The organism is Falsiroseomonas sp. E2-1-a4, assembly GCF_051433165.1.
GTDB lineage: Bacteria > Pseudomonadota > Alphaproteobacteria > Acetobacterales > Acetobacteraceae > Falsiroseomonas.
Genome location: NZ_JBHMFS010000003.1, coordinates 187,750 through 213,084, shown reverse-complemented (window position 1 = coordinate 213,084; position 25,335 = coordinate 187,750). Strand labels below are relative to the sequence as shown.

At 71.6% G+C, this 25,335-nt stretch carries 19 protein-coding genes; 8 read left to right on the top strand and 11 right to left on the bottom strand.

Features of this window, described 5'->3' with window-relative positions:
* Window positions 1-71: 71 nt before the first annotated feature.
* Genes ACFHNC_RS05240 through ACFHNC_RS05225 form a run of 4 tightly spaced genes read left to right on the top strand, consistent with a single transcriptional unit; the run spans window position 72 to window position 5,747 of the window.
* On the top strand, window positions 72-1,394 hold the full coding sequence (locus ACFHNC_RS05240) for an NAD(P)/FAD-dependent oxidoreductase (protein ID WP_437168168.1): 1,323 nt from the start codon (window positions 72-74) through the stop codon (window positions 1,392-1,394).
* Complete coding sequence (locus ACFHNC_RS05235; RefSeq protein WP_437168167.1) at window positions 1,391-2,998, top strand: amidohydrolase; 1,608 nt, start codon at window positions 1,391-1,393, stop codon at window positions 2,996-2,998. The genes ACFHNC_RS05240 and ACFHNC_RS05235 overlap by 4 nt, the downstream gene beginning before the upstream one ends.
* Window positions 2,995-3,885, top strand: a complete 891-nt coding sequence (locus ACFHNC_RS05230) for a DMT family transporter (RefSeq protein ID WP_437168166.1) — start codon at window positions 2,995-2,997, stop codon at window positions 3,883-3,885. Before ACFHNC_RS05235 ends, ACFHNC_RS05230 begins: the two co-directional genes overlap by 4 nt.
* The gene (locus tag ACFHNC_RS05225; protein WP_437168165.1) at window positions 3,882-5,747 is read left to right on the top strand and encodes an ABC transporter ATP-binding protein; all 1,866 of its coding nucleotides are present in this window, start codon (window positions 3,882-3,884) and stop codon (window positions 5,745-5,747) included. Before ACFHNC_RS05230 ends, ACFHNC_RS05225 begins: the two co-directional genes overlap by 4 nt.
* On the opposite strand, the gene ACFHNC_RS05220 is transcribed toward ACFHNC_RS05225, so the two are convergent.
* The 3 genes from ACFHNC_RS05220 to ACFHNC_RS05210 are packed head-to-tail and all read right to left on the bottom strand — an operon-like array spanning window position 5,738 to window position 8,102.
* Window positions 5,738-6,862, bottom strand: coding sequence for a TMEM43 family protein (locus ACFHNC_RS05220; protein ID WP_437168164.1), 1,125 nt, complete (start codon window positions 6,860-6,862; stop codon window positions 5,738-5,740). The two genes, ACFHNC_RS05225 and ACFHNC_RS05220, sit on opposite strands and share 10 nt — an antisense overlap.
* Before the next feature lie 60 nt (window positions 6,863-6,922).
* Window positions 6,923-7,408: an acyl-CoA thioesterase gene (locus ACFHNC_RS05215; protein WP_437168163.1), complete on the bottom strand. Its 486-nt coding sequence runs from the start codon at window positions 7,406-7,408 to the stop codon at window positions 6,923-6,925.
* Window positions 7,395-8,102, bottom strand: a complete 708-nt coding sequence (locus ACFHNC_RS05210) for an RraA family protein (protein ID WP_437168162.1) — start codon at window positions 8,100-8,102, stop codon at window positions 7,395-7,397. Before ACFHNC_RS05210 ends, ACFHNC_RS05215 begins: the two co-directional genes overlap by 14 nt.
* 195 nt (window positions 8,103-8,297) lie before the next feature.
* Between ACFHNC_RS05210 and ACFHNC_RS05205 the strand changes: the two genes are divergently transcribed.
* Together ACFHNC_RS05205 and ACFHNC_RS05200 are read left to right on the top strand one after the other, a co-directional pair.
* Window positions 8,298-9,986: a methyl-accepting chemotaxis protein gene (locus tag ACFHNC_RS05205; RefSeq protein WP_437168161.1), complete on the top strand. Its 1,689-nt coding sequence runs from the start codon at window positions 8,298-8,300 to the stop codon at window positions 9,984-9,986.
* Window positions 9,983-11,164, top strand: coding sequence for a PP2C family protein-serine/threonine phosphatase (locus ACFHNC_RS05200; protein WP_437168160.1), 1,182 nt, complete (start codon window positions 9,983-9,985; stop codon window positions 11,162-11,164). Before ACFHNC_RS05205 ends, ACFHNC_RS05200 begins: the two co-directional genes overlap by 4 nt.
* A gap of 25 nt (window positions 11,165-11,189) precedes the next feature.
* On the opposite strand, the gene ACFHNC_RS05195 is transcribed toward ACFHNC_RS05200, so the two are convergent.
* The 6 genes from ACFHNC_RS05195 to ACFHNC_RS05170 all read right to left on the bottom strand — a co-directional run bounded on the left by ACFHNC_RS05195 (window position 11,190) and on the right by ACFHNC_RS05170 (window position 18,787).
* Window positions 11,190-11,759: a fasciclin domain-containing protein gene (locus ACFHNC_RS05195; RefSeq protein WP_437168159.1), complete on the bottom strand. Its 570-nt coding sequence runs from the start codon at window positions 11,757-11,759 to the stop codon at window positions 11,190-11,192.
* A 127-nt stretch (window positions 11,760-11,886) separates the two neighbouring features.
* A complete protein-coding gene (locus tag ACFHNC_RS05190) occupies window positions 11,887-14,487 on the bottom strand; it encodes an ATP-binding protein (RefSeq protein ID WP_437168158.1) in 2,601 nt (866 codons plus the stop codon).
* Window positions 14,484-15,821, bottom strand: coding sequence for a response regulator (locus ACFHNC_RS05185; protein ID WP_437168157.1), 1,338 nt, complete (start codon window positions 15,819-15,821; stop codon window positions 14,484-14,486). The genes ACFHNC_RS05190 and ACFHNC_RS05185 overlap by 4 nt, the downstream gene beginning before the upstream one ends.
* On the bottom strand, window positions 15,818-16,855 hold the full coding sequence (locus tag ACFHNC_RS05180; protein WP_437168156.1) for a chemotaxis protein CheB: 1,038 nt from the start codon (window positions 16,853-16,855) through the stop codon (window positions 15,818-15,820). Before ACFHNC_RS05180 ends, ACFHNC_RS05185 begins: the two co-directional genes overlap by 4 nt.
* The gene (locus ACFHNC_RS05175; RefSeq protein ID WP_437168155.1) at window positions 16,852-18,003 is read right to left on the bottom strand and encodes a chemotaxis protein CheW; all 1,152 of its coding nucleotides are present in this window, start codon (window positions 18,001-18,003) and stop codon (window positions 16,852-16,854) included. The genes ACFHNC_RS05180 and ACFHNC_RS05175 overlap by 4 nt, the downstream gene beginning before the upstream one ends.
* Window positions 17,996-18,787 carry a CheR family methyltransferase gene (locus ACFHNC_RS05170; RefSeq protein ID WP_437168154.1) on the bottom strand — a complete coding sequence of 264 codons (792 nt, stop codon included), beginning with the start codon at window positions 18,785-18,787 and terminating at the stop codon, window positions 17,996-17,998. The genes ACFHNC_RS05175 and ACFHNC_RS05170 overlap by 8 nt, the downstream gene beginning before the upstream one ends.
* Window positions 18,788-19,058: 271 nt before the next feature.
* On the opposite strand from ACFHNC_RS05170, the gene ACFHNC_RS05165 reads away from it, so the two are divergent.
* Window positions 19,059-20,663: a Na/Pi symporter gene (locus ACFHNC_RS05165; protein WP_437168153.1), complete on the top strand. Its 1,605-nt coding sequence runs from the start codon at window positions 19,059-19,061 to the stop codon at window positions 20,661-20,663.
* Between the two features lie 19 nt (window positions 20,664-20,682).
* Here ACFHNC_RS05165 and ACFHNC_RS05160 read toward each other — a convergent pair whose 3' ends face one another.
* Entirely contained in the window at window positions 20,683-21,105 is a 423-nt protein-coding gene (locus tag ACFHNC_RS05160) for an ATP-binding protein (protein WP_437168152.1), read from the bottom strand.
* A 244-nt stretch (window positions 21,106-21,349) separates the two neighbouring features.
* On the opposite strand from ACFHNC_RS05160, the gene ACFHNC_RS05155 reads away from it, so the two are divergent.
* The gene (locus ACFHNC_RS05155; protein ID WP_437168151.1) at window positions 21,350-22,987 is read left to right on the top strand and encodes a solute carrier family 23 protein; all 1,638 of its coding nucleotides are present in this window, start codon (window positions 21,350-21,352) and stop codon (window positions 22,985-22,987) included.
* Window positions 22,988-22,990: 3 nt separating this feature from the next.
* Here ACFHNC_RS05155 and ACFHNC_RS05150 read toward each other — a convergent pair whose 3' ends face one another.
* Complete coding sequence (locus tag ACFHNC_RS05150) at window positions 22,991-25,333, bottom strand: xanthine dehydrogenase family protein molybdopterin-binding subunit (protein WP_437168150.1); 2,343 nt, start codon at window positions 25,331-25,333, stop codon at window positions 22,991-22,993.
* Window positions 25,334-25,335 lie beyond the last annotated feature (2 nt).

The window sequence follows — 25,335 nt, the reverse complement described above, 5'->3', positions numbered from 1 at the left end:
CCCTTGATCCGGGGCGTCTCCGGCAGGAACCTTATCCAGACCAAGTGAACAGCGGGACGCGCGCCACGGCAATGTCTGATCTTCATCCGATCTTCGCCCCCGGCTTCAAGGCCCGCCCCTGGTGGTGGGAAGCGGCAGAGCCGCCGGACCGCGACAACCCCCTGCCGGACCAAACCGCGGTCGCGATCGTCGGTGGCGGCTACGCCGGGCTTTCGGCCGCGCTGACGCTGCGGCGGCTGGGGCACCAGGTGACGGTGCTGGATGCCGAGCGCATCGGCTGGGGCGCCTCGTCCCGCAATGGCGGCATGGTCTCGGGCGGGCTGAAGGTGGCCTCCACCGGCCTCACCCAGACCTATGGCGCGGAGCAGGCGCAGCGCATCACGGAAGCCGCCGCGGCGTCCTTCCCCTTCATCGAGGAGACCATCGCGCGGGAGGGCATCGACTGCGACTATGTGCGCTGCGGCCGCTACCTCGGCGCCTGGTCAAAGGGCCACTACAAGGCCATCGAGGGCCGCGCCGAGTGGATCGCGAAGGTGACGGGCCTGCCGACGGAGATGGTGCCGAAGACCCGCCAGCGCGAATACCTTGGCAGCGATCACTACCAGGGCGGCATGGCGGCCGCGGCCACCGGCAGCCTGCATCCCGGCAAATATGCGCGCGGCCTGGCCGCGGCGGCGGAGAAGGCCGGCGCGCATCTGGTGGATGGCGTGCGCGTCACTGGCGTGAAGCAGGACGGCAGCGGCTTCCGCCTGGCGACCGACAAGGGCGAGATGCGCGCGGATGCCGTACTGGTGGCCACCAATGGCTACACCAAGGATGCGCGCGGCACGGCATTGCCCTGGCTGGCGCGCCGCCTGGTGCCGCTGAATTCCTACATCATCGCGACAGAGGAATTGCCGCCGGAGACGATGGATCGGCTGTTCCCAGGCCGCCGCATGATTTCGGACAGCAAACGCGTGCTGAACTACTTCCGGCCGTCTCCAGACGGGAAAAGGGTCCTGTGGGGCGGCCGCGCCAGTTTTCGCGCGGCGACCGCAGAGCAATCCGCGCCAACCCTGCATGGCTACATGACGGCGACCTTTCCGGAGTTGGCACAGACGAAGATCACCCATGCCTGGACCGGCTATGTGGCCTTCACCTTCGACTACCTGCCGCATATCGGCGTGCAGGATGGCGTGCATTTCGCTGCCGGCTGCCAGGGCAGCGGCGTCGCCATGGCCACCTGGCTCGGCCACAATGTCGCGCTGAAGCTGGCGGGCGCGGCGAATGAACGCTTCGCGCTGGACGGGCTGAACTTCCCGACCCGGCCCACCTATACCGGCACGCCCTGGTTCCTGCCCTTCGTCGGCGGCTGGTACCGGCTGCGCGACCAGATCGACAGGATCGCCGCATGAGACCCGATTTCCTGCTGCTGAATGGCCGCATCGCGACGATGGATGCGGACGGCCGCGAATGCACCGCGCTGGCCTCGCTGGGCGGCCGCATCGTGGCGCTGGGCGATGACGGGCTGCGCGACCTTGCAGGTCCCGGCACGACGATCCTGAATGCGGAGGGCCGCCGCGTGCTGCCCGGCATCGTCGACAGCCACGCGCATCCGGATGCCTATGCGCTGCGGTTGCGCGCCTGGACGCTGGTCTCGCCGGATCATGTGGCAACGCGCGAGGCGCTGCTCACCCGCATCCGCGCGCGCTGCGAGAAGGCCGCGCCCGGCCAATGGTGCGCCTTCTACCGGCTTAACGAACGCGCCTGCGGCGGGTACCCGACGCTGGCGGAGCTGGATGCGGCGAGCCTCGGCCGGCCGATCTTCATCCTGCGGACCGACGGCCATCTGGGCCTGGCGAATTCCGCCGGCTTCGCCGCCTGCGGCGTGACGCAGGACACGCCCGACCCCGCCTTCGGCCGCTTCGATCGCCTGCCCGATGGCCGCTTCACCGGCCTGGTGCGCGAAACCGCGGCGCATGTCTTCCTCAACGCCGTGCACGGCCAGGACAGCGAGGCCGACATCGCGGAGGGCATGGAGCAGGTGCAGGACCAGTGCCTCGCCGCCGGGATCACCTCCGTTGCCAATTCGCTGACGCCGGCCAAGGCCATCCGCGCCTATCAGCGCATGCTGCGGGACGGAAAATGGCGGATGCGGATGGGCATCATCGCCTCCGGCCGCGACGAGCCGCTGATCCCGGCGCTGATCGGCGCCGGCATCCAGTCCGGCTTCGGCGATGATTGGCTGCGGCTGATCGGCGTGGAGTGGTGCCCGGATTGCTCCACCAGCGGCCGCACCGCCGCCTATTGGGACCCCTATCTCGGCACGCCGGTGCCGGGGGAGCCGGTGCCGAATATCGGCATGCTGCTCTATGAAAAGGACGACCTTATCCAGCGCGCCACCGCCGCCCACGCCGCCGGTTTGCAGGTGATGATCGAGGGTGTCGGCGATCGCGGCATCGACTTCGCGCTGGATGTGATGGAGGCGGCGCTGACCGCGCATCCCGTGGCAGATCACCGGATGCGTGTCGAGCACTGCTGCTTCGTCACGCCACCGATCCTGGCGCGACTGAAGCGCGGCGGCTTCGTGGACAGCTCCGCCACCGGCTTCATGGACGAACTCGGCGAGGCCTATGTCGCCAATCGCGGTCAGGACGCCATGCGCCATATGTGGCCGCATCGTGCGCTGATCGATGCCGGCATCCCCGCGCCCGGCCACTCGGATTTCGCCGTCTGTCGCGTCTCGCCCTGGACCGCACTGGCCGCGATGGCCACCCGCCGCACCAGCACCGGCGCGGATCTGGACGCATCCCAGGCCATCACACCGATGGAGGCACTGCATGCCTACACCACCCTCGGCGCCTGGGCGCAGCGGGAGGAACACGCAAAGGGCTCACTGGAGATCGGCAAGCTGGCCGATTGCATCGTGCTCGATCGCGACGTGCTGAATGGGGAGGACATCGGCGGCACACAGGTGAAGGCCACCATCGTCGGCGGCGTGTTGCGCCACCAGGCGTGACGGCACGGCTTTCACCTGCCGACATCGCGCTGCTGGTTCTGCTTTGCGCCAGTTGGGGCTTTGCCCAGGTGGCGATGAAGCTGGGGGGCGAGGGCATCTCGCCCCTGGTCCAGGCCGGGCTTCGCTCCGCGTTGGCGATACCGCCGGTGCTGGCCTGGTGCTGGTGGCGCGGCGTGGTGCTGGTGAAGCGCGATGGCAGCCTGCCGGCCGGGCTGCTCTGCGGCGCGCTGTTCGCGCTGGAATTCTGGGCGATCTTCGCGGCGCTGGAACGCACCACCGCGGCGCGGGTCGTCGTGCTGCTGTACACCGCACCCTTCTTCGCGACGCTTGCCACGCATTTCCTGCTGCGGGATGACCGGCTGACGCCGCGCAAGCTCACCGGCCTGCTGATGGCGCTGTGCGGGCCGCCGCTGATCTTCGCCGATCGCCTCGGCGGCACGCAGCTTGTGGGTGATGCGCTGGCGCTGCTGGCGGGTCTCGCCTGGGGCGGCACCATCGCCACCATCAAGGTGAGCCGCCTGACCCGCATCGCGCCGGAACGCACGCTGCTGTACCAACTTCTGGTGTCCGCCTTGCTGATGCCGCTCGGCTTCGCGCTTGGCGAGGCCGGCATCTTCGCGCCCAGCGCCGTGGTCTGGTGGTCGCTGGTCTATCAGGTGCTGGTCGTGGCGGTTGCCAGCTACATCGCCTGGTTCTGGATGGTCGCGCGCCACCCGGCCTCCCGCCTCGCCCCCTTCCTGTTCCTGACGCCAGCGTTTGGCGTTGTGTTCGGCGCGCTGATCCTGGCGGAGCCGATAACGCCCGCGCTGCTCGGCGCGCTGGTACTGATCTGCGGCGGCATTGTCATCGTCAACAGCGCGGGGCCCCGCGAAAAGAAGCCTCCGTGAGCGGCCGGCGCAGCCCGCCGCAGCGCGTGCCAAAATCCTTCCAGGAACGGCTGGGCGCACTGCGGAACCTGGCGCCCTTCATCGCCATGGTCTGGCGCACCAGCCCCTGGCTCACCACCGCCTCCCTGCTGCTGCGGCTGGTGCGGGCCTTGCTGCCGGTGATGGCGCTGTTCATCGGGAAGCTGATCATCGACGATGTGGTCGCGCTGCTCGGTGAACAGCCGCGCCCGGCCTCGCCCTGGGAATGGTGGGAGGCAGGGCGGCTGGATTGGCTCGCCTGGCTGGTTGCCGCGGAATTCGGCCTGGCGGTGCTGGGCGATCTGCTTGGCCGCGTCGTCGCCCTGGTGGACAGCCTGCTGGGGGAGCGGGTGGCAAATGACGCCTCCATCCGCCTGATGCGCCACGCGGCCACGCTGGACCTGGCGGATTTCGAGGATGCCGCCTTCCAGGACCAGCTCGACCGCGCCCGCCGGCAGACCAGCGGCCGGATGAGCCTGATGGGGCAGATCTTCAACCAGGTGCAGGATCTGGTGACGGTCGCCAGCTTCGCCGCCGGGCTGCTGTTCTACGCCCCCTGGCTGATCCTGCTGCTGCTGGTCGCCCTCGGCCCGGCCTTCCTCGGCGAGGCGCATTTCAACGCCCAGGGCTACGCGCTGGACTATTTCCGGGCGCCGGAGCGGCGGGAGCTGGATTACGTCCGCGCCACCGCCGCCAGCGCCGAAACGGCGAAGGAGGTGAAGGTCTTCGGCCTGAACGACTTCCTCATCAATCGCTATGCCGAGGTCGCCACCGCCTTCTACGCCGGCAACCGGCTTCTGGCGCAAAGGCGCGCCTTCTGGGGCGGCGCCTTCACCGCGATCGGCACCATCGGCTACTATCTGGCCTTCGCCTTCATCGTATGGCGCACGCTGGAGGGCGCCTTCAGCGTCGGCGACCTGACCTTTCTCGCCGGGTCTTTCCGCCGGCTGCGGCAATTGCTGGAGGGGTTGCTGACGGGCTTCTCCACCACCGCCAGCCAGGCGCTGTACCTGGACGATCTGTTCAGCTTCTTCCGGGTGCAGCCCGGCATCCTCTCCCCGCCCGAGCCCCTGCCCTTCCCGGCGCAAATCCAGCAGGGCTTCGTCTTCGAGGATGTCGGCTTCCGCTACCCCGGCGCCGAACGCTGGGCCGTGCGCCACCTCTCCTTCACGCTCCACGCCGGCGAGGTGGTGGCCCTGGTCGGCGAAAACGGCGCCGGCAAGACCACATTGGTAAAGCTGCTGACGCGGCTGTACGACCCGGTGGAGGGCCGCATCCTGCTCGATGGCCGCGATTTGCGCGATTATGATCTGGATGCGCTGCGCGCCGGCATCGGCGTGATCTTCCAGGATTTCGTCCGCTACAACCTGACCGCGGCGGACAACATCGCCGTCGGCCGCATCGCCGCCCGCGACGACACGGCGCGCATCGAGCGTGCGGCGCAGCGCAGCCAGGCGGATGGGGTGATCGCCCGCCTGCCCGCCGGCCTCGCCCAGATGATCGGCAAGCGCTTCAAGAACGGCGTCGAGCTATCCGGCGGCGAATGGCAGAAGATGGCCATCGCCCGGGCCTACATGCGGCAGGCCCAGGTGCTGATCCTGGACGAACCCACCGCCGCGCTCGACGCCCGCGCCGAATACGAGGTGTTTGCCCGCTTCAAGGACCTCAGCGAACGCCGCACCGCGGTGCTGATCTCGCACCGCTTCTCCTCCGTCCGCATGGCCGACCGCATCCTGGTGCTTGCTGATGGCCGGGTCGAGGCGGAAGGCACGCATGAAGCTCTGCTGGCCCAGGGCGGCCGCTATGCCGAGCTGTTCGAGCTGCAGGCCGCCGGCTACCGCTGAACCGCGACTGCCATCCGCCCCCGCCGCAGCCGCCCGATGGCAAACGCAGCGCCAATCCCCGCCGCCAGCACCGCCACCGCCACCAGCGGCCGGTAGAACAGCCAGGCCAGCGCGATCACCGACGGCGCCAGCACCAGCGTCAGCAGCAGCGCCACCAGCCCGGTGCCGAAGCCGACCACGGCGCCCACCGGCGGCAGCACATCGGCCAGCACCTTCAGCGGCTTCAGCACCAGGCCGAAGCCCACCAGCATCAGCAGCACCAGACCGCCGCGCAGCAGCCAGGTCATCGTCGCATTGGCAGCCTCGGCCTGGGCGAACATCTCTGACGCCGGCACTTGGCCCGGCACCAGCAGGAACAGCTCATCGCCGGCCCGGGTCCGGAAGGCAGCGAAGCCATCGCCCCTCTGCGCCGCCACCACCGACAGCGCCTCCGGCCGCGCGATGCGCCAGGTGATGCGCAGGTCGCCGACGCGCGGCGCGTTGGCATCGGCGCCGATGAACATCGCGCTTCCGAGGCCAGCGGGCGGGGCCAGTTCCTCCCGTGCCGGCACCTCGCCCGCCTGCTCCTCGGTCAGCCGGAAGCCGCCGAGGCGGATATCGGGCGCCGTCCGGGCCCGGTCGGCGTAACGCGGCTCGGGGTTCTCATGCCCCGCCGGCTGGCGGAAGCGGCTGGAATCGTTGCGGCCTTCCGCCCAGCCGCGGGTGTAGCGATAGGTGGTCACGGTCTCGGAGGCGCCGCCCATTTGCGTCCGCGTCTCGGTCTGCCGCTCCTCCCGCCACTGATACATCTCGACCTGGCGCAGCAGGCGCAGCGTGCCGGGCGGCGCGGTGACGCCCAATTCGGTATCCGCGGGCACGCCGCCGGCACGCACCGGGGCGCTGACATGCACCAGCCGGCCCTCCATCGCCGCATCCGGCCGGTCCGCCGCCACGCTCTGGACCTGACCCGCACCCTCCGCGAGTGATTTCGCGGTCTGCACCGCGCGGCCTTCGTTCCAGAAGATCAGCACCACCGCCGCCAGCACGAATATCAGGCCAACGAAGATGCCGCCGATCGCACTGCCGAGCCGGCTGAACCAGGAGGTGCGGGTGGTCTCGGTGATCAGGTCTGGCATCGGGGATACTCCTTGGCGCGGTCCCTATCCTCCTGCACCAAGGTTGAAAATCCCCTTGCGTTACGTTCCCGTTTCGCGCCGTTTCAGGGCCAGGCGCTGCGGGGACTCCTCCACCCGCAGTGCCGCGAAGCGGGCCAGCACATCCTCCGGCCAGGCGCCGACCTTCCGCGTGGCGAGGTCGACGCAGAGGTACAGAACCTCATTCTCCGCCGAGAGCCAGCCTTCCGCTGCGTGATACAGCCGGTGGCGCAGCAGCAGGCGCTTGGAATCGAAGGCGAGCAGCGCGCTGTCAGCGGCCAGTGGCGCGTCCAGCACCACCTCCCGCCGATAGGCCTGCCAGGATTCAACCGCGAAGGTGCCAAGGCCCCGCGCCCGCAACGGAGCGCCCAGGCCCCAATCCGGCCAGGCGGCATCCGTCGCGAGATCGAAGACCACAAGGTAGTAGGCCAGGTTCATGTGGCCGTAGTGATCGACCCATTCGGGCCGGACATGGCCCAGCCCGACCCGCATCTCCGTCACGCCAGCCCCGCGGTCAGTGGATCTCATCCGCCTGGGCCAGCGCCTGCGCCAGCTTGGCGGCGCTGAAATCCGGGTCCTTGCACAGGTCCAGGATCACCTTCTCCCGCCGCGCGCCCAGCTCGATCGCGGCCGGAATCTTGCGAACGGCGTCATGCGGGATGACCACGGCGCCATGGTGGTCGGCATGGACCACATCCTCATGCTGCACATGCATCCCATGCACCGAGACTTCCTGCCCGAAGGCCACCATGTGCACGAAAGCGTGAGACGGATTTACCACACCGGCAATCAGCTGGAAGTTCGGGGCCAGCATGTCGAGGTCGCGGATCGAGCCATTGGTGACGCCGCCCTGAGCGCCGAGCGCCTTGTGTACCGCCGAATGCACCTCGCCCCAGAAGGCGCCGACGCCGGGCGTATCGTCCAGGTCCTGCAGCACCACGATGGTCGGCAGGGATGCGCGCTCGACATATTCGTACCAGCCGAGCCGGATCTTGCGGTCCACCTCCTTCGGCCGGCCCGAAGGTGCTGCGGCGCGGATGGTACCGGTGCGGGCCAGGCCGCAGATCGGCGGCAGCTTGCGGTCCGCGGCCACCATCGGGCGCACCGTGAAGCCGTGGCCGCGGCGGGCCGGCACTACGAATTCCAGCGCGTTGCAGATGGTCGGCGTATCCCATTGCCGCAGCGTCTCAAGGTCTTCCAGGGTGAATGGATGCTCGGCCATGGTCGCGTTTCCCTCCTGCGTCTCTGCGCGATCGGGAGCATCCGGCGCCCGGCGCCCCCAGTCAAACCGCCGCCCGCGCTTGTTGCCGGGTGGCGCGGCCTGTAGCCTCCCGCCCCGTCGCCTAGCGCCAAGGTAAAGAAGGCCACCGAACCCCGCATGCGCAGCTTCGCACCCATCCAGGACCAGGGCTGAGCCATGCCGGATCTTTCGGCCAAGCCCGGCAGCCCGCCCCCAGCCGCGTCGCATCCCGCCGGGCTGCGTGCCGGCACCGCCAACCCCGGCGCGTCCCGCCTCGGGGCCTGGCTCGGGCGCATCGGCGTACGGGCCGGGTTGATCACCCTGTTGATGGTGATGGTGGTGGGGCTGCTGTCCAGCGCCGCGCTGGTCGTGGTGGGGCGCCAGGTGGTCATCATCGAGCAGCTCGGCCTGCGCGACCGGGATGCCGATACGGCTGTCGATGACCTCGCGCTGCATGTGGCGGATTTCTCCTCCGCCTTCGCCAGTGTCATCGCCGGCGTGCTGCAGCCGGGCCCCAGCGCCCAGCGCATGGTGCGCAACGGCCAGTTGATCAACGAGACCTTCGACCGGATGGTGGCGATCCTCGGCCGGCAGATCGACCCGATCGTGCTCGGTGGCGGCGTGGACATGGCGGCGCGCCTGCCCGGCTTCACCGAACAGGTGCGCGCCGCCTTCGCCGCCCGCGAGCGCCCGATGTTCGGCCCGCTGCATGAGGAATGGCTGGACTTCGCCTCCGCCTTCAACCGCGTCGCCACCGCGGCGCGGGTCGAGGTGAAGCGCAGCTCGGAAGAATCGCTGGAAGCGGCACGGCAGCTCGAACAGCAGGCGCGTACCATCGTCATCGCCGCCGCCATCGCCGGGCTGGTCGGCTGCGCGCTGGTCTGGGTGGTGCTGGTGCGGCTGCTGGCGCGGCCGCTGTCGCGCCTCGCCATGGCCATGGTCAGCCTGTCGCGCGGTGCGGTGGAAACCTCGGTGCCGGGGGCGGACCGCACCGACCAGGTGGGCGACATGGCCCGCGCCCTGCTGGTGTTCCGCGCCAATCTGGTTGCCGCCCGCAACCTGACCGAAACGGCGCTGGAAAATGCCCGCCGCACCGCGGTCGCCACCACCCAGGCCTCGGATGCCATCGGCCAGGTCTCGGATGGCGCGATGACCCAGTTGGCGGAGTTGCGCCAGGTGGAGGAAGCGCTCGGCCAGACCCAGGATGCGGTACGGGAGGTCAACCGCACGACGCAGGACAGCAGCGACCGCGCCGATGAATCGAAGACCCTGCTCGCCACCAACCTGGTGAAGCTGCGCAGCCTGATCGAGTTGGTGGATGCGGTGGCGGAGGATACCGAACGCGTCACGCGCATCGCCGGCACCATCGCCAAGATCGCAACCCAGACCAACATCCTGGCCATCAACGCCGCCATCGAGGCCGCCCGCGCCGGCGAACATGGCCGCGGCCTGGCCGTGGTGGCGGAGGAAGTGCGCGCGCTGGCCGCCAGCAGCGAATCGCTGGCGCAGGAAATCGCCGACGTCGTGCTGGTCGCCGGCCGCCGCACCCGCGAAGGCAGCGGCACCGCCGCCGCGGTGGGCGAAGCGATGGACGAACTGGAAACACTGGTCACCGAAAGCGCCCGGCTGGCGGGCGCCATCGCAGTGGCGATGGAGGAACAGCAGGCCACCGTCACCTCCATCACCGACCGCGTCAGCACCCTGTCCCGCATTGGCCAGTCCAATGCGACGGCGGCGGAGGAGATCACCGTGACCATGATCGACCTGTCCAAGCTGGCCGCCGAGACCCGCAGCGTGGTGGAGGCCATGGCTTCAGACCGTGGGGCGTCAGACCGTGGGGCGTCCGATCGAGGGAAGAAAGCGTGAGCGAGACAATCCTGAACGGCGAGGATGTCGCGATCCTCGTCGTCGACGACAGCAGCTTCAACCGCCTGGTGCTGAAGCGCCGGCTGGCGGAACTCGGCTATCCCAATGTGACGATGGCCGAGGACGGCGTGCAGGGGCTGGCGGCGCTGGAGCGCGCGCGCTTCGACATCATGCTGCTGGACCTGGAAATGCCGAACCTGGACGGCATCGGCGTGCTGGAACAGTTGCGCGCCGCCCGCGGCGCGGCGCCGCCCGTGATTGTCATCTCCGCGCTGACGGAGATGGACAAGATCGTCCGCTGCATCGAACTCGGCGCCGAGGACTACCTGCCGAAATCCTTCGACCCGCCGCTGCTGAAGGCGCGCCTCGGCGCGGTGCTGGAAAAGAAGCGCCTGCGGGACCTGGCCGATGCCCGGCTGGCGGCGTTGGAGGCGGAGCTTGAATCGGCCCGCGCCGCGCAGCTTTCGCTGGTGCCGCGTGACTTCCGCGCGGCCGCGACGGGTGAATTGGCGGTGCATGCCGCCATGGTGCCGGCACGCCAGGTGGGCGGCGATCTGTATGACTGCCTGGCTCTCGATGGCCGATACATGCTGTTCGCGGTGGCCGATGTCTCCGGCAAGGGCGCGCCGGCGGGGCTGACCATGGCGCGCACGCTCGGCCTGATGCGCGCCGCCGCGAAGCGCCTCGCGCCCAGTGATGGCGCGCCGGATCCGGGTGACATCCTCACCATGACCAATGACGACCTCTCGGCCGACAATGAAAACCAGACCTTCGTCACCGTGGTGGTCGGCGTGATCGATGGCACCACCGGCGCCGGGCGGATCGCGGTCGCGGGCCACGACATTCCGCTGCTGGTCGCGCAGGGTGCGGCGCCGCGGCTGATGGAGAAGCTGCGCCGGCAGCCGGCGCTCGGCGTGATGGAGGGCATCCCCTACAGCTCGGACCCGTTCCAGCTCGCGGCCGGGCAGACGATGTTCTGCTACTCCGACGGCGTGTCGGAGGCGGAGGATGACAAGGGCGGCTTCTTCGGCCGGGACCGCCTGGTGGCGGCGCTGGCGGAGTCCGGCACCGATCCGCGCCAGGTGGTGGATACGGTGCTGCGCGCCGTGACGGCCTTCGCCGATGGCGCGCCGCAGGCGGATGACATCACGGCGCTCGCCTTGCGCTACGCGGGCTGAGCGCCCGCGCGCGCAGGGGCTGGGTTCAGCCCGGCAGGACCGGCCCGCTGGTCACATGGAACACGCCGTCCGAGGCCAGCACATCGCCACGCGTGATGGTCACCGGCGCGCGGCCGGCCACCGGCATGACACCCTCCCGCACCAGGGTCGCGGTGCGGGTGCCGCTGGGCTGCACCCGAAGCCGGGCGCGGTCCCAGGTCACCACCGTATTGCGGCGCGCCGCGATGTCCTGGAAGCGCAGCAGGCCGAAGGCGGCATTGGCGAAGACGATCGGCTGCACCAGCGCGCGCTGCGCCTCCGTCGGGTTGGAGGGCGGGTTGTCCAGCAGCGCCAACACGGGGGCCGGCAGGCCATTGAAGCCTTCATTGGTGGGCGCGAACAGCGTCACGGCGCCGCTGCGCAGGCCGAGGCGGGGCACCGCGCCGGCGACCGCGAGGGCGGCGGCGAATCGGCTATGTTCTGGCTTGCCGCGCAGCAGCGTCAGCAGGTCGATCGTGCCGTCCTCCGGCAGCGCGCGCTGGGCGATAGGAGCTTGGCAGGCGGCCAGCAGCAGCGCGAGGCCGCCGGCACCAAGGGCGTGGCGTCGAGCAATCACGGGCAGGTCCTTCCTCAAGTATCGGGCGGCCATTCTTCGGGCCGGGGCGAGTCGCCCTGACGGCGCATGAAGCGGCCTTAGCCTTGGCGCGCGGCAGCGTCCAGCGCCCCCCGCGAAGCGCCGTGGATCAACCCGCCGCCACCTCCGGCGCGAACCCATCCGGTTCCAGAACCAACACCGGCTCGCCATTGCCTAGCACACCAACGCCGCCGATTCCCGGCAGCACGGCAAGTGCCGGATGCAGCGGTCGCAGCAGCAGATCGGTGCGCTTCTGCACCCGGTCCACCGCCAGGCCAAAGCTGCGCCCGCCCGACTTCACGATCACGATGGCGCCCGCGGGTCCGGGCGGCGAACCCGCGCCGAGCAGCGTGGCCAGCGCCAGCACGTCGCAGCCCGCCGGGCTGCCGGCTTCCAGCACCGCCTCCACCCTTGCTGCGGGCAGCGCATAGGGGTGGCCGGCGGCCTCCACCAGCAGCACCGGCTGCACCGCGGCGGTCAGCGGCAGGCGAAGCGTGAAGCTGGTGCCCTGCCCGGCCACGCTGGCGATTTCCACCGTGCCACCGGCCCGGCGGATCGCATCCTGCACCACATCCAGCCCGACCCCGCGGCCGGAGGTCTCGGTCACCGTCTCGGCGGTCGAGAAGCCGGGGCGGAACAGCAGGGCGAAGACCTCCTCCTCCCCCATCTGCGCCGCCTGATCGGCGCTGACGATGCCGCGCGCGACGGCGCGGGCCAGCACGCGATCACGCTCGATCCCCCGCCCATCCTCGGCAACCCGCACCCAGACTTGGCCGGTGCGGCGCGCGGCGGAGACGCGAAGCTGGCCACGGCGGGGCTTGCCCGCTTCCTCTCGCACCTCGGGCGGCTCGATGCCGTGATCCACGGCATTGCGCGTCAGGTGCAGCAGCGGGTCGGCCAGCAATTCGACCAGGCTGCGGTCGATGGTGACGTCCTCACCCTCCATCACCAGCTCCACCTCCCGCCCCGAGGCCTGGGCGACGGCGCGCACCACGCGCGGCAGTCGGCCGAACAGCGTGCCGACCGGCACCACGCGCAGCTCCATCACCGCATCATCCAGCCGGCGCATGCCGAGCGCGAGGCGGCTTTCGCTGCGCTCCAGCGTTTCCTGCAACTGCCGCAGCCGGCCGAGCGCGCCGCCGAGCTCCCGTGCGGTGCCGCCGGCCAGGCGGCGTTCCAGCGCGCCGAGCGTGGCCAGCGCCTGCGCCAGCCCGCCATCATCCAGCGCCTCCGCGAGGGCCAGCGCGGCGGCGCGCACCTCGGTCTCCAGCGTGATGATCTGGTCGATCGTCTCCTGCCGCACCCGCATGGTCACCGGCGCGCCGCGGGCGGGCGCCGCCTCCGGCGCCGGGCCGGTCTCGGCCGGGGCCAGTTCCAGCACGGCGGCGCCAGCTGGGTCGGCGGCGGTCAGCGCGCGGGACAGCGCCTCGAACTGCGCCGGACCGGCCAGCAGCATGTCGAGATGCGGCGGGTGGCCATCCAGCACCGTGCGACTGGTCAGCACCTCCGCCTCCGAGGATAAAACGGCGGCGATGCCGGCTTCCAGCTCCGCCGGCAGGCCGATGGCCAGCCGCAGCCGGACCAGAAGCCGCGCGCCTTCCACCGCCGCCACCACGCGGCGGCGGCCTTCCGCGCCCAGCAGCGCGGCGAAGCCGGGCGGGATGCGCGGGTCGGCCTGGTCCGCGCCGGGCAGCGCATCCGGCACCGCACGCAGCGCCGCCAGCCCGCCTTCCGCCGCATGGCGCAGCCGATCCACCAGCACCGGGCCCTGGGCGGCCAGGATCGCCGCCGCATCCGGGTCCGCGGCGCGGTCGGTGAGGTCGGCCAGCGCCAGCAGAAGCTGTTCCAGCGCCTCCAGCCCAAAGGCCGCTGCGACCTCCGCCGCTTCCATCGCACCGGACATGGCGGCGGTGGCATCGCCGCCGGCCAGCGCGGCTTCGAGCTGATAGGCTAGCGCCGCTAGGCGCGGGCCGAGCGCAACCGATTCGCCGCCCGGCGGCCCGAGGAGCTGCGCGGCACCGGCTGGCTCCCCGGCCCGATCCTGCAACAGCCCCAGCCCGCGCCGCAGCGCGCCGAGCGCCGGCAGCGCGCCCGGCCCGCCAGCCAAGGCCGCCAGACGCTCCACCGCCGCCGCCAGTCGGGCGAGGCCCAGCATCCGGGCTGCCTCCGCCAGCTCCACCGCCTCCCGCACCGCGTCCGCCCGGCGGTCCGCCACCAGGCCCGCGAGCAGCGGCGCGGCGGCTTCGAAGCGGGAGGCGAGCGCGCCCAGCAGCGCCACCCCGGCGCCGCGCATGGGCGGCGGCGGGGGTGCGGGGGCGGCCGCCGGCCGGGCCGGACCGCCCTCCGCCAACGCCGCGAGCCGCGCCAGCAGATCGGCGGGCGCGGGCACGTCGCGATGCGCCTCCAGCACGGTGGCGCGCTGGCGGCGCAGCGTATCCACCGCGGCCAGCAACCCCTCCGCCACCGCGCCCTGCACGATGACGCGGCCGTTGCGCGCCAGGCCGAGCAGATCCTCCGCCCGGTGCGCCACATTCTTCATGCCCGGCGCGCCCAGCGCATCGGACATGCCCTTCAGCGAATGAAAGGCGCGGAACAGCCGGTCCACCGCCGCGCGGTCTGATTCGCCGGCGGATAGGATGCGGTCGATGGCATCCAGATGGTCCTCCGACTCACCCGCGAATTCCTGCCACAGCGCCTCGTCTTGGATCATCTCAGCGCCTCCACCGGCAGGCCCGCCGCGCGGCGGGCGGTGCGCAGCAGCGCCGCGCCTTGCCGCTCCCGCAAATCCGGGCTGAGCGCGCCGGAAGGCTTGCCGACGATGCCCGCGGCGCCGAGCCGCCGCGCCTCCACCGCCGTGGCCGAGCCGGGCCGCGCGGCGGAGGAGACGATGACCACCGCGCCGCCACCCTCCAGCGCCCAGCGCCGCAACGCGCCGAGCCCGTCCAGCTCCGGCATCTCGATATCCAGCATGGTCAGGTCAGGCGCCAGGCGTTGCAGCGCGGCCAGCGCCTGGATGCCGTCCGCGGCCTCGCCCACCACCTCGAACTCCGGATCCAGGGCCAGCGCCTCCCGCACCAGGCGGCGCATCATGGCGCTGTCATCCACCACCAGCACGCGGCGGCGGGCTGGTCCGGCGGCGGGCAGCGGCGGCGGCAGGTCGTGGCCCGTGGCGGCGATGGCCGCGGCATGGGCGGCCAGCGCCGTGGCCAGGGCGGGCAGCGCGGCCAGATCCTCGGACGGCGCCTCCGCCAGCATGGCGCGCAGCGAATCGAGGCCGAGCGAGGCGGCCATGGCGCGCAACGCCTCGGTCGCCCGGGCGGCCGCGGCGGCATCTGGGGCGGTGCCGAGGCGGGCGCAGCCGGCGGCGAATTCGGGCGCGAAGGCCTCCAGCAGCTCCGCATCCAACGCGGCCACGGCCGGGGCGGGCGCGGGATCGGGCGGCGCCAGATCGGCGCCGGCCTTGACGATGCGCGCCGATTGCGCCCGCAGCGCCGCGGACAGACCAGCCAGCGCGGCAGCATCGAAGGGGTCGAGCAGAGCGGATGCCGGTTCCAGCAGACGCAGCAGGGAGCCAAGCTCCACCGCGCCCGCCATCGCGCGCAACCCATCAAGCGCCCACCCCGCCTGCGCCGCATCGGCGGCCTGCGCCAGCCGGTCGCAGGCCGCGGCGAATTCGGGGGCGAAGGCCTCCAGCATCTCCCGGTCCAGCAGGGCGGCGGGGGCGGCCGGCGGGACGGGCGCCGGTTCCGGCGCGGGTGGTTCGGCGAGCGGTACATCCGCGCCGACCGCGCCGATCGCCACCGCCTGCCGCGCCAGCGCCTCCGCCCCCGCATGCAGGGCGGGCCAGTCCAGCGGATCCAGCGCCTGCGCCGTGCGGTCCACCAGCGTGGCGAGGGAAGGCGCGCCGAGTGCCGCGGCCATGGCGCGAAGCTGGTCCAGCGCCCGCCCGGCCGCCGCCGCATCGCGCACCATGGCGAGCCGCACCGCCTCGGCCTCGAATTCCGGCACGAAGGCGTCCAAGAGGTCTCTATCGAGGGTGGTCACGCCACCCTTTCCCGCACCAGCGCCGCCACCCGGCGGCCGAGGCCGGCCGGGTCCGCCGTCTCGATCGCCAGGCCCGCCGCGATCACCGCGCCGGGCATGCCGCCGACGACGCAGCTCGCCACCGTCTGCGCCAGCACCGGCATTCCCCTGTCCTGCATCGCCCGCGCCCCCACCAGCCCGTCCCGCCCCATGCCCGTCAGCACCACGCCAAGCCCACGTTGCGCCACCAGCGCCGCGGATTGGAACAGAAGATCGACCGAAGGATGCACCGCCGCGGCACCACCGGCGAGCCGCAGCACCAGCCCGGCCTCCGCCCCCGCGCCACGCGCCAGATGCCCATCCGTCCCACCCGGGATCACCGTGACCTCGCCCGACATCAGCCGCTGCCCGGCCCGGCCGACGCCGACCGGCACGCCGGACAGCCGCGCCAGATGCTGTGCCAGATCGGGCGCCAGTTCCGCCGGCATGTGCTGCGCCACCACGCAGGGCACCGGCAGCCGCCCGGCGGCGGAGAGGAAGGCGGCCAGGGCGTCCGGCCCGCCCGTCGAAGCCCCGAGCACCACCACATCGCAGCCGCCCGCGGCGTGCACCAGCCGCACCGGCGCCGCGCCCCGCGCCGCCGGCCGCACCGCCGCGCGCTGCCCCGCCCAATGCCGCAGCCGGCCGCGCAATTCGCGGTCCAGCATGGACAGGTCCACGCTGCCGAGGTCGCCATCCTTGCAGAGGTAATCCACCGCGCCCCGGTCCAGCGCCGCCAGCGCGGTGGCCGATCCGTCGCTGGTATGGTGGCTGACCATCAGCACCGCCGGCGGGTCGGGCAGCGCCATGATGCGCCGCGTCGCCTCCAGCCCATCCAGCTTCGGCATCTCCACATCCATGGCGATGACATCCGGGCGCAGCTTCGCGGCCTGTTCCAGCGCCGCCTCGCCATCCGCGGCCTCGCCCACCACCTTCAGGTCGCCCTCAGCCTCGATGATGCGGCGCAGCGCCATGCGCATGAAGCCGCTGTCATCCACCACCAGCACGCGGATCATCGGGTGGCGCCCAATATGGCGGCGCGGCAGACCGGCAAAGGTTGGTCGCCCATTGCGACGACGGCGGAGACCAGCCCCTCCCCGGCCACGGCGGCGATGTCGTGCTCGGCGATGCGGCGCAGGCCCGTGACATGGCTGACCGCCAGAGCAACGGCAGGCGTGCCCGCCAGCCGCAGCAGCGGCGCCACCGCGCCCTGCCAGCCCAGCACCGGCAGGCCGCCCAGACGCAGCCCGGCATCCAGCACCGGCAGCACATCGCCCCGATGCGCGGCGACGCCACGGAATTCGGGTGGCAGACCCTCCGGCGCCGGGGTCGGGGCCTGCGGCGGGATCACCGCCACCACCTCCTCCACCGGCAGGGCGAAGGCCTGGCCACCGGCGCTGCACAGCAGCACGGCGCGGGTCGGCGTGGGTGCGGGCGGGGCGGCGGCCTCGGCCAGCGGGGCGGCAGTCAGCGCCTCCGCCACCTGATCCAGCCGATGCGCCAGCGTCGCCTCCCCGGCGCGGGCCGGGCCGATGCGGGTGCAGGGCAGGCCGAGGCGGCGACCGCCATGGCGGAACAGCACGAGCAGCGAGGCTTGCGGCACTTCGGTCTCCGCCTGCATCAGCCAACCGGCATCGAGCACCAGCACCGGCGCGCCTGCGGCCACCGCATAGCCCAGCGCGCAGGCGCCGGCGGCGGGTGCCGGGCGCAGCACCGGCATCGGCACCACCCGTTCCAGCGCCGCGAAGGGCAGCACCAGGCGCAGCGCGCCGAGCTCCGCCGCCAGCGCCATCTGCCGCGTCGCCGCGCCACGCATCGGCACGGCCCAGCCCTCCGCGGCATCGGCAGCCGGCAGCGGCGGCGGGGCACGGCGCGCGGCGAGGCGCGGCGGCACCAGCAGTGGTGCGCCTTGTGGCGGCAGCGGCACGAACCCCTGCCCGGCCACCACCACCCGGCCGCCCGGCCCGTCCAGCATCACCCAGGCCGAGCCACCCGGCAGCCCCGGCGCGGCGGCCATCACCGGCACCACCTGCCCGGCCACCACGGCCACCCCGAGCATTCCGGCGGCAGCCAGGGGCGCCGGGCGCAGCGGGGCGGCCTCCACCACGCTGGCATCCTGCGGCAGGGCGAATATCTGACCACCGGCGAGCAGAGCTTCAGGCATCGGCCCCCTCCCGCCGCCAGATCCCGATCAGGTCGCGCGACCAGGGCACCAGGCCGATGCCGCGCGGCGGCCGGTCAGTCGGGCCGAGCAGCAGCGCGCCGCCCGGGCGCAGCGCCGCCACCAGCCGCCGCAGCACTGCCAGACGCCCTTCCTCCGTCATGTAGATCAGTACGTTGCGGCACAGGATGGCATCGGCCGCCGCATCCGGCAGGCAGGGATCCAGCAGGTTGCCGCGGCGGAAGCGCACCTGCGGGCGCAGCGCCGCCACCGGCTCGAACCAGCCATCGGCGATGTCGAGCATGGCGCGATCGGCCTCCGGCACCTCCCGCAGCGCATCGGGCGGGCCGAGGCGATAGCGCGCGGCGGCGGCGGCCAGCAGCGCCGGGCGGCACAGATCCAGCCCCTCCACCTGCCAGGGCCGGCCGAGACCGGCGGCGAGGATGGCCAATGTCCAGGCCTCCTCCCCCGTCGCGCAGCCGGCCGAGACCAGGGAGAGAGTGCCGGGGAAGCCCAGTGCCGGCAGAACCTCCGCCCGGAAGGCGGCGATCTGCGCGGCAGCGCGAAACATGCGGGTTTCCTGCACCGTCACCGCATCCAGCAGCGCCGCCCAGTCCGGATGGTCGATGCTGGCGCGGTCCAGCGGCAGGCGGGACAGGATGGGCGCGGCGCGCAGCAGGCGGTTTCGCAACACGTCGGACCGGGAGAAGCCCGCCAGCCCCGCCAGCCTTTCCTGCACGGCCCCCAAGGGGAGAGCCGGAGCCGGCGTGGCCAGCGAATCAGCCATGCGGGTCGGTCAGCCGGCCAGGCCGGCGAAGGGCCGGTTGCGGATCAGCCGGGCCGCGGTTCGCGTCTCGGGCGGCACGGGGTGGCAGGGTGCTGGCGGCACGTGCGGGATTTCTCTCTCGGCATCGATCTCGACGCTAGCGCAGAAGCTGGCACGGCGGAACGGCCCCAGCCGTGCCGCAGGCCGGATGCCAGCGCGCAGCCCAGCATGGACCCATCGCTCCCGATCGGGCTATCTGTCTATGGCGTTGGAAAGACACGATTCATGACGGTTGCATGACACGGTTGATGGCGTGGTAGTGGATCTGGTGGGCGCGCTGCTGGGCGGCATCGGGCTGTTTCTTCTGGGCATCAAGGGGCTGGGGGCGAATCTGCAGTCCCTGGCCGGGCAGCGCATGCGCGCCGCCGCCGCACGCGCGACCCGAGGCCCCTTCACCAGCGCCGCCACCGGCCTGCTGCTCGGCGGCCTGACGCAGAGCAGCAACGCCGTGACCTTCATCCTGACCGCGCTGGTGCAATCGCGCGTGCTGTCGCTGCGCCAGGCGCTGCCGCTGGCCGCCTTCGCCAATCCCGGCACGGCGGGGCTGGTGTTGCTGGCCACCGTCGATATCCGCCTCGCGGTGCTGTGGGTGATCGGCCTGGTGGGGCTGATGGGCGCGCTGAACCTGGACCGGGACCGGCGGCTGAAGCCGGTGCTCGGCGCCCTGTTTGGCCTGGCGCTGATGTTCCTTGGCCTCGATTTGGTGAAGGAGGGCGCGGCCGAATTGCAGGATTTGCGGCACATCACCAGCCCGGCCGGCACCACCGGCCTGATCCTGCCCTTTCTGGCCGGCGCGGCGGTGACCTTGTTGGCCCAATCCTCCTCGACCGTCAGCATCCTGGCGCTGACGCTGCATGCCGCGGGGGTGCTGACCTTCGAACAGGCGGCGATGGCGGTCTGTGGCGCCTCGCTCGGCTCGGGCGGCGCGGTGCTGCTGCTGGCCGCCGGGCTGCGCGGCGCGGCGCGGCGGCTTTCCATGTTCCAGGCGCTGCTGAAGGCGGCGGGCGCGCTGCTGTTCCTGGCACTGCTGCTGCTGGAGCACTTCAGCGGGCTGGATCTGCTGCTGGCCAGCCTGGCGGTCGCGGTGCCGGAGGCCTCGCTGCGCATCGGCGTGCTGTTCCTGCTGCTGCAAACGACCTCCGCGCTGCTGGGCCTGGCGGCGCCGGGGCGGATGCTGGCGCTGCTGACTCGGCTGTGCCCGGACAGCGCGGCGGAACAGGCGGCAAGGCCGCGCTACCTGTACGACCGCGCGCTGGACCACCCCCCCACCGCCCTCGACCTGGCGGCGCGCGAGCAGCTTCGCCTGGCGCGGCGCCTACCCGGCCTGGTGGACCCGCTGCGCGCCGAGCCGGAGCGCGCCGCTGGCGAGGCCGCGCGGGTGCTGGAGGCCGGCGCGCTGCTAGAGCGCGCCATCGCCGGCTTCCTGGCCGAGGCGATCGCGCGCGGTGGCGACCGCAGCCTGCTCGGCCGCGCGGTGACGCTGGAGGCGGCGAATAACGGGCTTGCCGCGCTGCGCCAGACCCTGGGCGAATTCGCCGCCACCAGCGCCAGCGGCGGCGCCACCTTGCGGGAGACAACGCAGCGCATGGCGGAGGCGCTGCACCTGCTGCTCGGCCAGTTGGCGGAGCTTGCCGAGAGCGGCGATGCCGAGGATGCAGCGCTGCTGCGCCAATTGGCCGATGATCGCGGCACGATGATGGAGGGCCTGCGCCGGCGCCTGGTGCAGGAGGGCGCGGATTGGCCGGCCGCGGCGCGGGCCGCCCTGTTCGCCGCCACCGCGCAATTCGAGCGCGCGGTCTGGCTGGTACGCCGCCAGGCCGCGATCCTGGCGGGGTGATCCGGGACGCGGCCTGGGCTCAGCCCGTGAGATCGAGCACGGCGACCATGCGGTTGCGGCCATCCGCGCGGCTGTAGTGCAGCGTGCGGGTCATCTGCTGCACGAAATGCACGCCGAGGCCGCCAATGTCCCGATCGTCCAGCGTCGCTTCGGTATCCGGCGCGGCATGGGCCAGCGGGTCGAAGGCGCGGCCATCATCCTCGATAGTGGCAATCAGCGCGTCGCCATCCTGGCTGACGGTGACGGCCACGAAGGTGGCGGCGTCCGGCCCGGCGCTGCCATGCATGACCACATTGGCGGCGAGTTCCTCGATCACCACGGAAAGCCGGTGCGCCGCCTTGGGCGACAGCGCGGCCGCCTCCGCGAAGGCTTCCAGCGCTTCGAGCAGGCGCGTCACCTCCTCCGTTGCGGGCGGGATCGTCATGGCAAGCGTTGGCGGCACGTCCCTGCTCTCTTGAACGGGATTGGAAAGGTTATACCACTCCGCATTGGAATGGCCCGGTGCGATGCGCAAAAATCCGTTCCGAAGGATGCGGTCGGACCGGATGTTGCCTAGACCGCAGGATGCGACCGCATAGCTGCCGCTTCAAGTAAACCATCGCATTCCCCCAAGGTCCGCCCCCAGTACGCTTTTCAGCCCGCGCGCCGATCGCCGGACCATTCGCCCACCGCAGATCGAGCACGGGGTGGAGGATCGCCCGGGCGCGGCGCAGACCATCGGGCTCGCCGCGCAACAGATTGGCATCCAGTCGATCTACCTGATCCTGCCGGGGCTGGTTGCCACGCATTTCGGGCTGCTGCCGCTGGATATCCTGAACTTCGTCAGCCTCTCGGTCGTCGCCATGGCGCTGGCGGGGCTGTTGCAGGCGCAGCCGCGCGGGCCGATCGGCTCCGGCTACCCGATCGCGGCCATCCCGACGCCGATCTTCGTGGCCGTCTATCTGGCGGCGACGCCGGGGGTGAGCCTGGCTGCGGTTTCGGCGGCGGCGCTGGTCACCGGGCTGCTCGGCGTGCTGCTGGCCGGCACGCTGCGGCGGCTTCAGAAGGTGGTGCCGACCGAAGTGGCCGGCGTGGTGATCCTGCTGATCGGCGTGAGCCTGCTGCCGCGCGCACTGGCCGCCACCGGCCCCACCTCGGCGCATGCGGCGCTGGCACTGGTGACGCTTGTCGTGATGATGGGGGTGGCGCTGAAGGGCGGCAGGCTTTCGCGCTTCGCCGTGCTGGTGGGGGCCGCCGTCGGCACGCTGGCCGCTGCCCTCCACGGCACGGGCCTCGGCGATGGTGCGATGCTTCGGGAGGCGCCGTGGTTCGCGCTGCCGCGCCCCACGCTGCCGGCGTTGGGGGAGCTGGATGTGGCGATGCTGCCGCCCTTCATCGTCGCACTGCTCGCCTGCTTCGCCTCCTGGACCGGCGATCTGGTGGCCTTCCAGCGCGCTGCCGATGGCGGCTGGCGGCGGCCGGATACGCCGCCGATCCGCCGCGGGCTGCTGGCCCATAGCCTGGCCTTCTCTCTCACCGCGCTGGCTGGCGGCATGCCGCCCGGCAGTTCCTCGGCCTGTGTCGGGCTATCCATCGCGACACGGGTGCTGGCGCGGCGCGTCGCCATCTGGGGGTCCGTCGCGCTGCTGGCGCTGGCCTGCTGCCCCAAGCTGCTCGCTTTGCTGCTGGCGCTGCCGGACCCGGTGGAGGCGGCGATGCTGCTGTATGTCTGCTGCTTCATGATGGCGACGGGCTGCCAGTTGATGGGCCAGCGCATGCTGGACACGCGCCGCACCTTCACCGTGGGCCTCGGCCTTGCCATCGGTATCGGCACGCTGCTGCGCGTGCCCGTCTTCGAACAGTTCCTGCCGCCGATGCTGCAGGCGCCCGTCACCGCCGGCGCGCTGGTCGCCATAGCGCTGAATCTGCTGACGGCGCCGCTGGTGGCGCAGCGCGCGGATTTCACCATTCGCCCTGGCGCCGGCATGAACCAAGCGCTGCTCGATGAGGTGGAGGCGCTGGGCGGCGGCTGGGGCGCAAGGCGGGAGACGATGAACCATGTCGGCCATGCGCTGCTGGAGCTGGAGGAATTGCTGGCCGGCCTCGGCGTGGCCGAGATCCGCGTGCAGGCCACCTACGCCACGGACCAGGTGCAGGTCATCGCGTCCTGGGACGGCGCCCACCTGCCCCGCCCTTCCCCGCGACCCTCCGCCTCCGATCTGGAAGGCCCCGCCGCGGCGCAGGAAGCGTTTGCGCTTTGGCTTGCCACCCGCAACGCGGACAGCGTGGACCAGCGGCAGCGCCCCGATGGTGGGGAGGAGCTGCGGCTGGCCTTCGCGGATTGAGGCTCAGCGCCCCAGCGCGCGCCAGACGCGCTCGGGCGTCAGCGGCATGTCGATATGGTCGAGCCCCAGCGCATCGCAGGCCGCCGAGACGATGGCCGGCGGCGCGCCACAGGCGCCACCCTCGCCCGCGCCCTTCACGCCAAGCTCGTTGATCGGGGTGGGGACGATGTTGAAGCCGATGGCGAGGTCCGGCAGGTCCTGCGCGCGCGGCATCGCATAGTCCTGGAAGGTGGCGGTCAGAAATTGGCCGGACTCGTTGTCGTAGATCGCATGTTCCAGCACCGCCTGGCCAAGCCCCTGGGCGATGCCGCCATGCGACTGGCCATGCACCAGCATGGGGTTGATGACATTGCCCACATCATCCACCGCAGCGTAGCGGTCCACGGTCAGCACGCCGGTTTCCGGATCGATCTCCACTTCCGCGACGTGGCAGCCATTGGGGAAGTTGCATTCGGTGCTGCGCTTGTAGAGCACGCGCTCGTCGAGGCCCGGCTCCTCCCCCGGCGGCAGCTTGGCCGGGTCCTGCGCGGCGGACGCCACCTGCTTCCAGGTCACCGCGAGGTCCGTGCCGGCCACGGCGAAGCGGCCATCGTGGAACTCCACATCGGCCACGCCGGCTTCCAGCAGATGTGCCGCGATGCGCTTGGCCTTGGCCAGCACCGCTTCCGAAGCGCGCGAGGTCGCGACGCCGCCCATCTGCGAGGAGCGGGAGCCACCGGTGCCAAAGCCCTGCTCCACCTCATCCGTGTCGCCCTGCACCAGCTCGATATCGCCGAAGGGGATGCCGAGGCGGGCATGCACGATTTGCGCGAAGGCGGTCTCATGCCCCTGGCCGTGGCTGAAGGTGCCGACATGCAACCGCGCCTTGCCGTCGGCGCCCATGCTGAGCCGCGCCCATTCCTGCGGCTGGCCGCCCGAGGCCTCGATGAAATAGCCGATGCCACGCCCGCGCTTCTTGCCCTGCGCTTCGGATGCCGCGCGACGTGCCGCGAAGCCGGTCCAGTCCGCGAGATCCAGCGCCATCTGTTGCGTACCGGCGAAATCGCCGCTGTCGAGTTCATTGCCGACGCAGTTGACGTAGGGCATCTGGTCCGGGCGGATGTAGTTGCGCCGGCGGATCTCGTCCTTCTCCAGCCCGAACAGATTGGCGCCGACATCCAGCAGGCGTTCCACCGTATAAGCGATCTCGGGCCGCCCGGCGCCGCGATAGGCATCCGTGGAATGGGTGTTGGTGAAGACGCACTGCACCTGGAGGTTCACCGCCTGCAAGTCATAGACCGTACCGGCAATGCGCGCGCCGGCGACGGTCGGGATGCGCGGGCCGAAATCGAACAGATAGGCGCCCATCGCGGCCATGGTCTTGGTCCGCATGCCGAGCGCCTTGCCATGGGCGTCGAAGGCCATCTCCGCCTTCGTCACGTGGTCCCGGCCATGCGGGTCCGACAGGAAGGTCTCGGTGCGATCCGCACGCCACTTCACCGGCCGCCCGAGCTTCTTCGCCGCCCACAACACCATTGCGGATTCAGGGAAATTCTTGCCGCGCAGGCCGAAGCCGCCGCCGACATCGCGGGAGACGACGCGCAGCTTCTCCATCGGGATCTGGAAGATGAACTTGGCGAGGGATTCCCGCACCTTCATCACGCCCTGGCTCGGGCTGTGCAGCTCGTAGCGGTCGCGCGTCGTGTCGAAGGCGCCAACGGCCACGCGCGGCTCCATCGGGTTGCCGACCAGGCGGTTCTGCACCAGCTCGACCTTGGCGATGGTATGCGCCTTGGCAAAGGCGGCGTCGGTTTCCGCCTGGCGGCCATTGGACCAGGTGACGCACAGATTGCTGCCACGCTCCGGCCAGATCACCGGCGCGTCCGCATCCAGCGCGCGGGCGGTGTCGGTGACGGAGGGCAACATGTCATAGTCGATCTCGACCAGCTCCGCCGCATCCATCGCCTGGGCGCGGGTTTCCGCCACGATGGCAACGACGGGGTCACCCACGAAGCGCACCGCCTCGGTCTGCAGGATGCTGCGCGGCGGCGCATAAAGCGGCTGCGTGCCCTCCATCGCGGGCACATCGACCATCACGGGAAACAGGCCAATGCCATCGGCCGCCGCATCATGGCCGGTCAGCACCAGCAGCACGCCGGGGGCGGCCCTCGCCGCGGTGGTGTCGAGGGACAGGATGCGCGCATGGGCGTGCGGCGAACGCAGGATGGCAAGATGGGCCTGGCCGGGCAGGTTGATGTCGTCGGTATAGGTGCCGGCGCCGGTCAGCAGGCGCACATCCTCCTTCCGCCGCACCGGCTGGCCGATGCCGAACTGATCCTCGGCCGTCTGCGTCACGATCGCGTCCATTC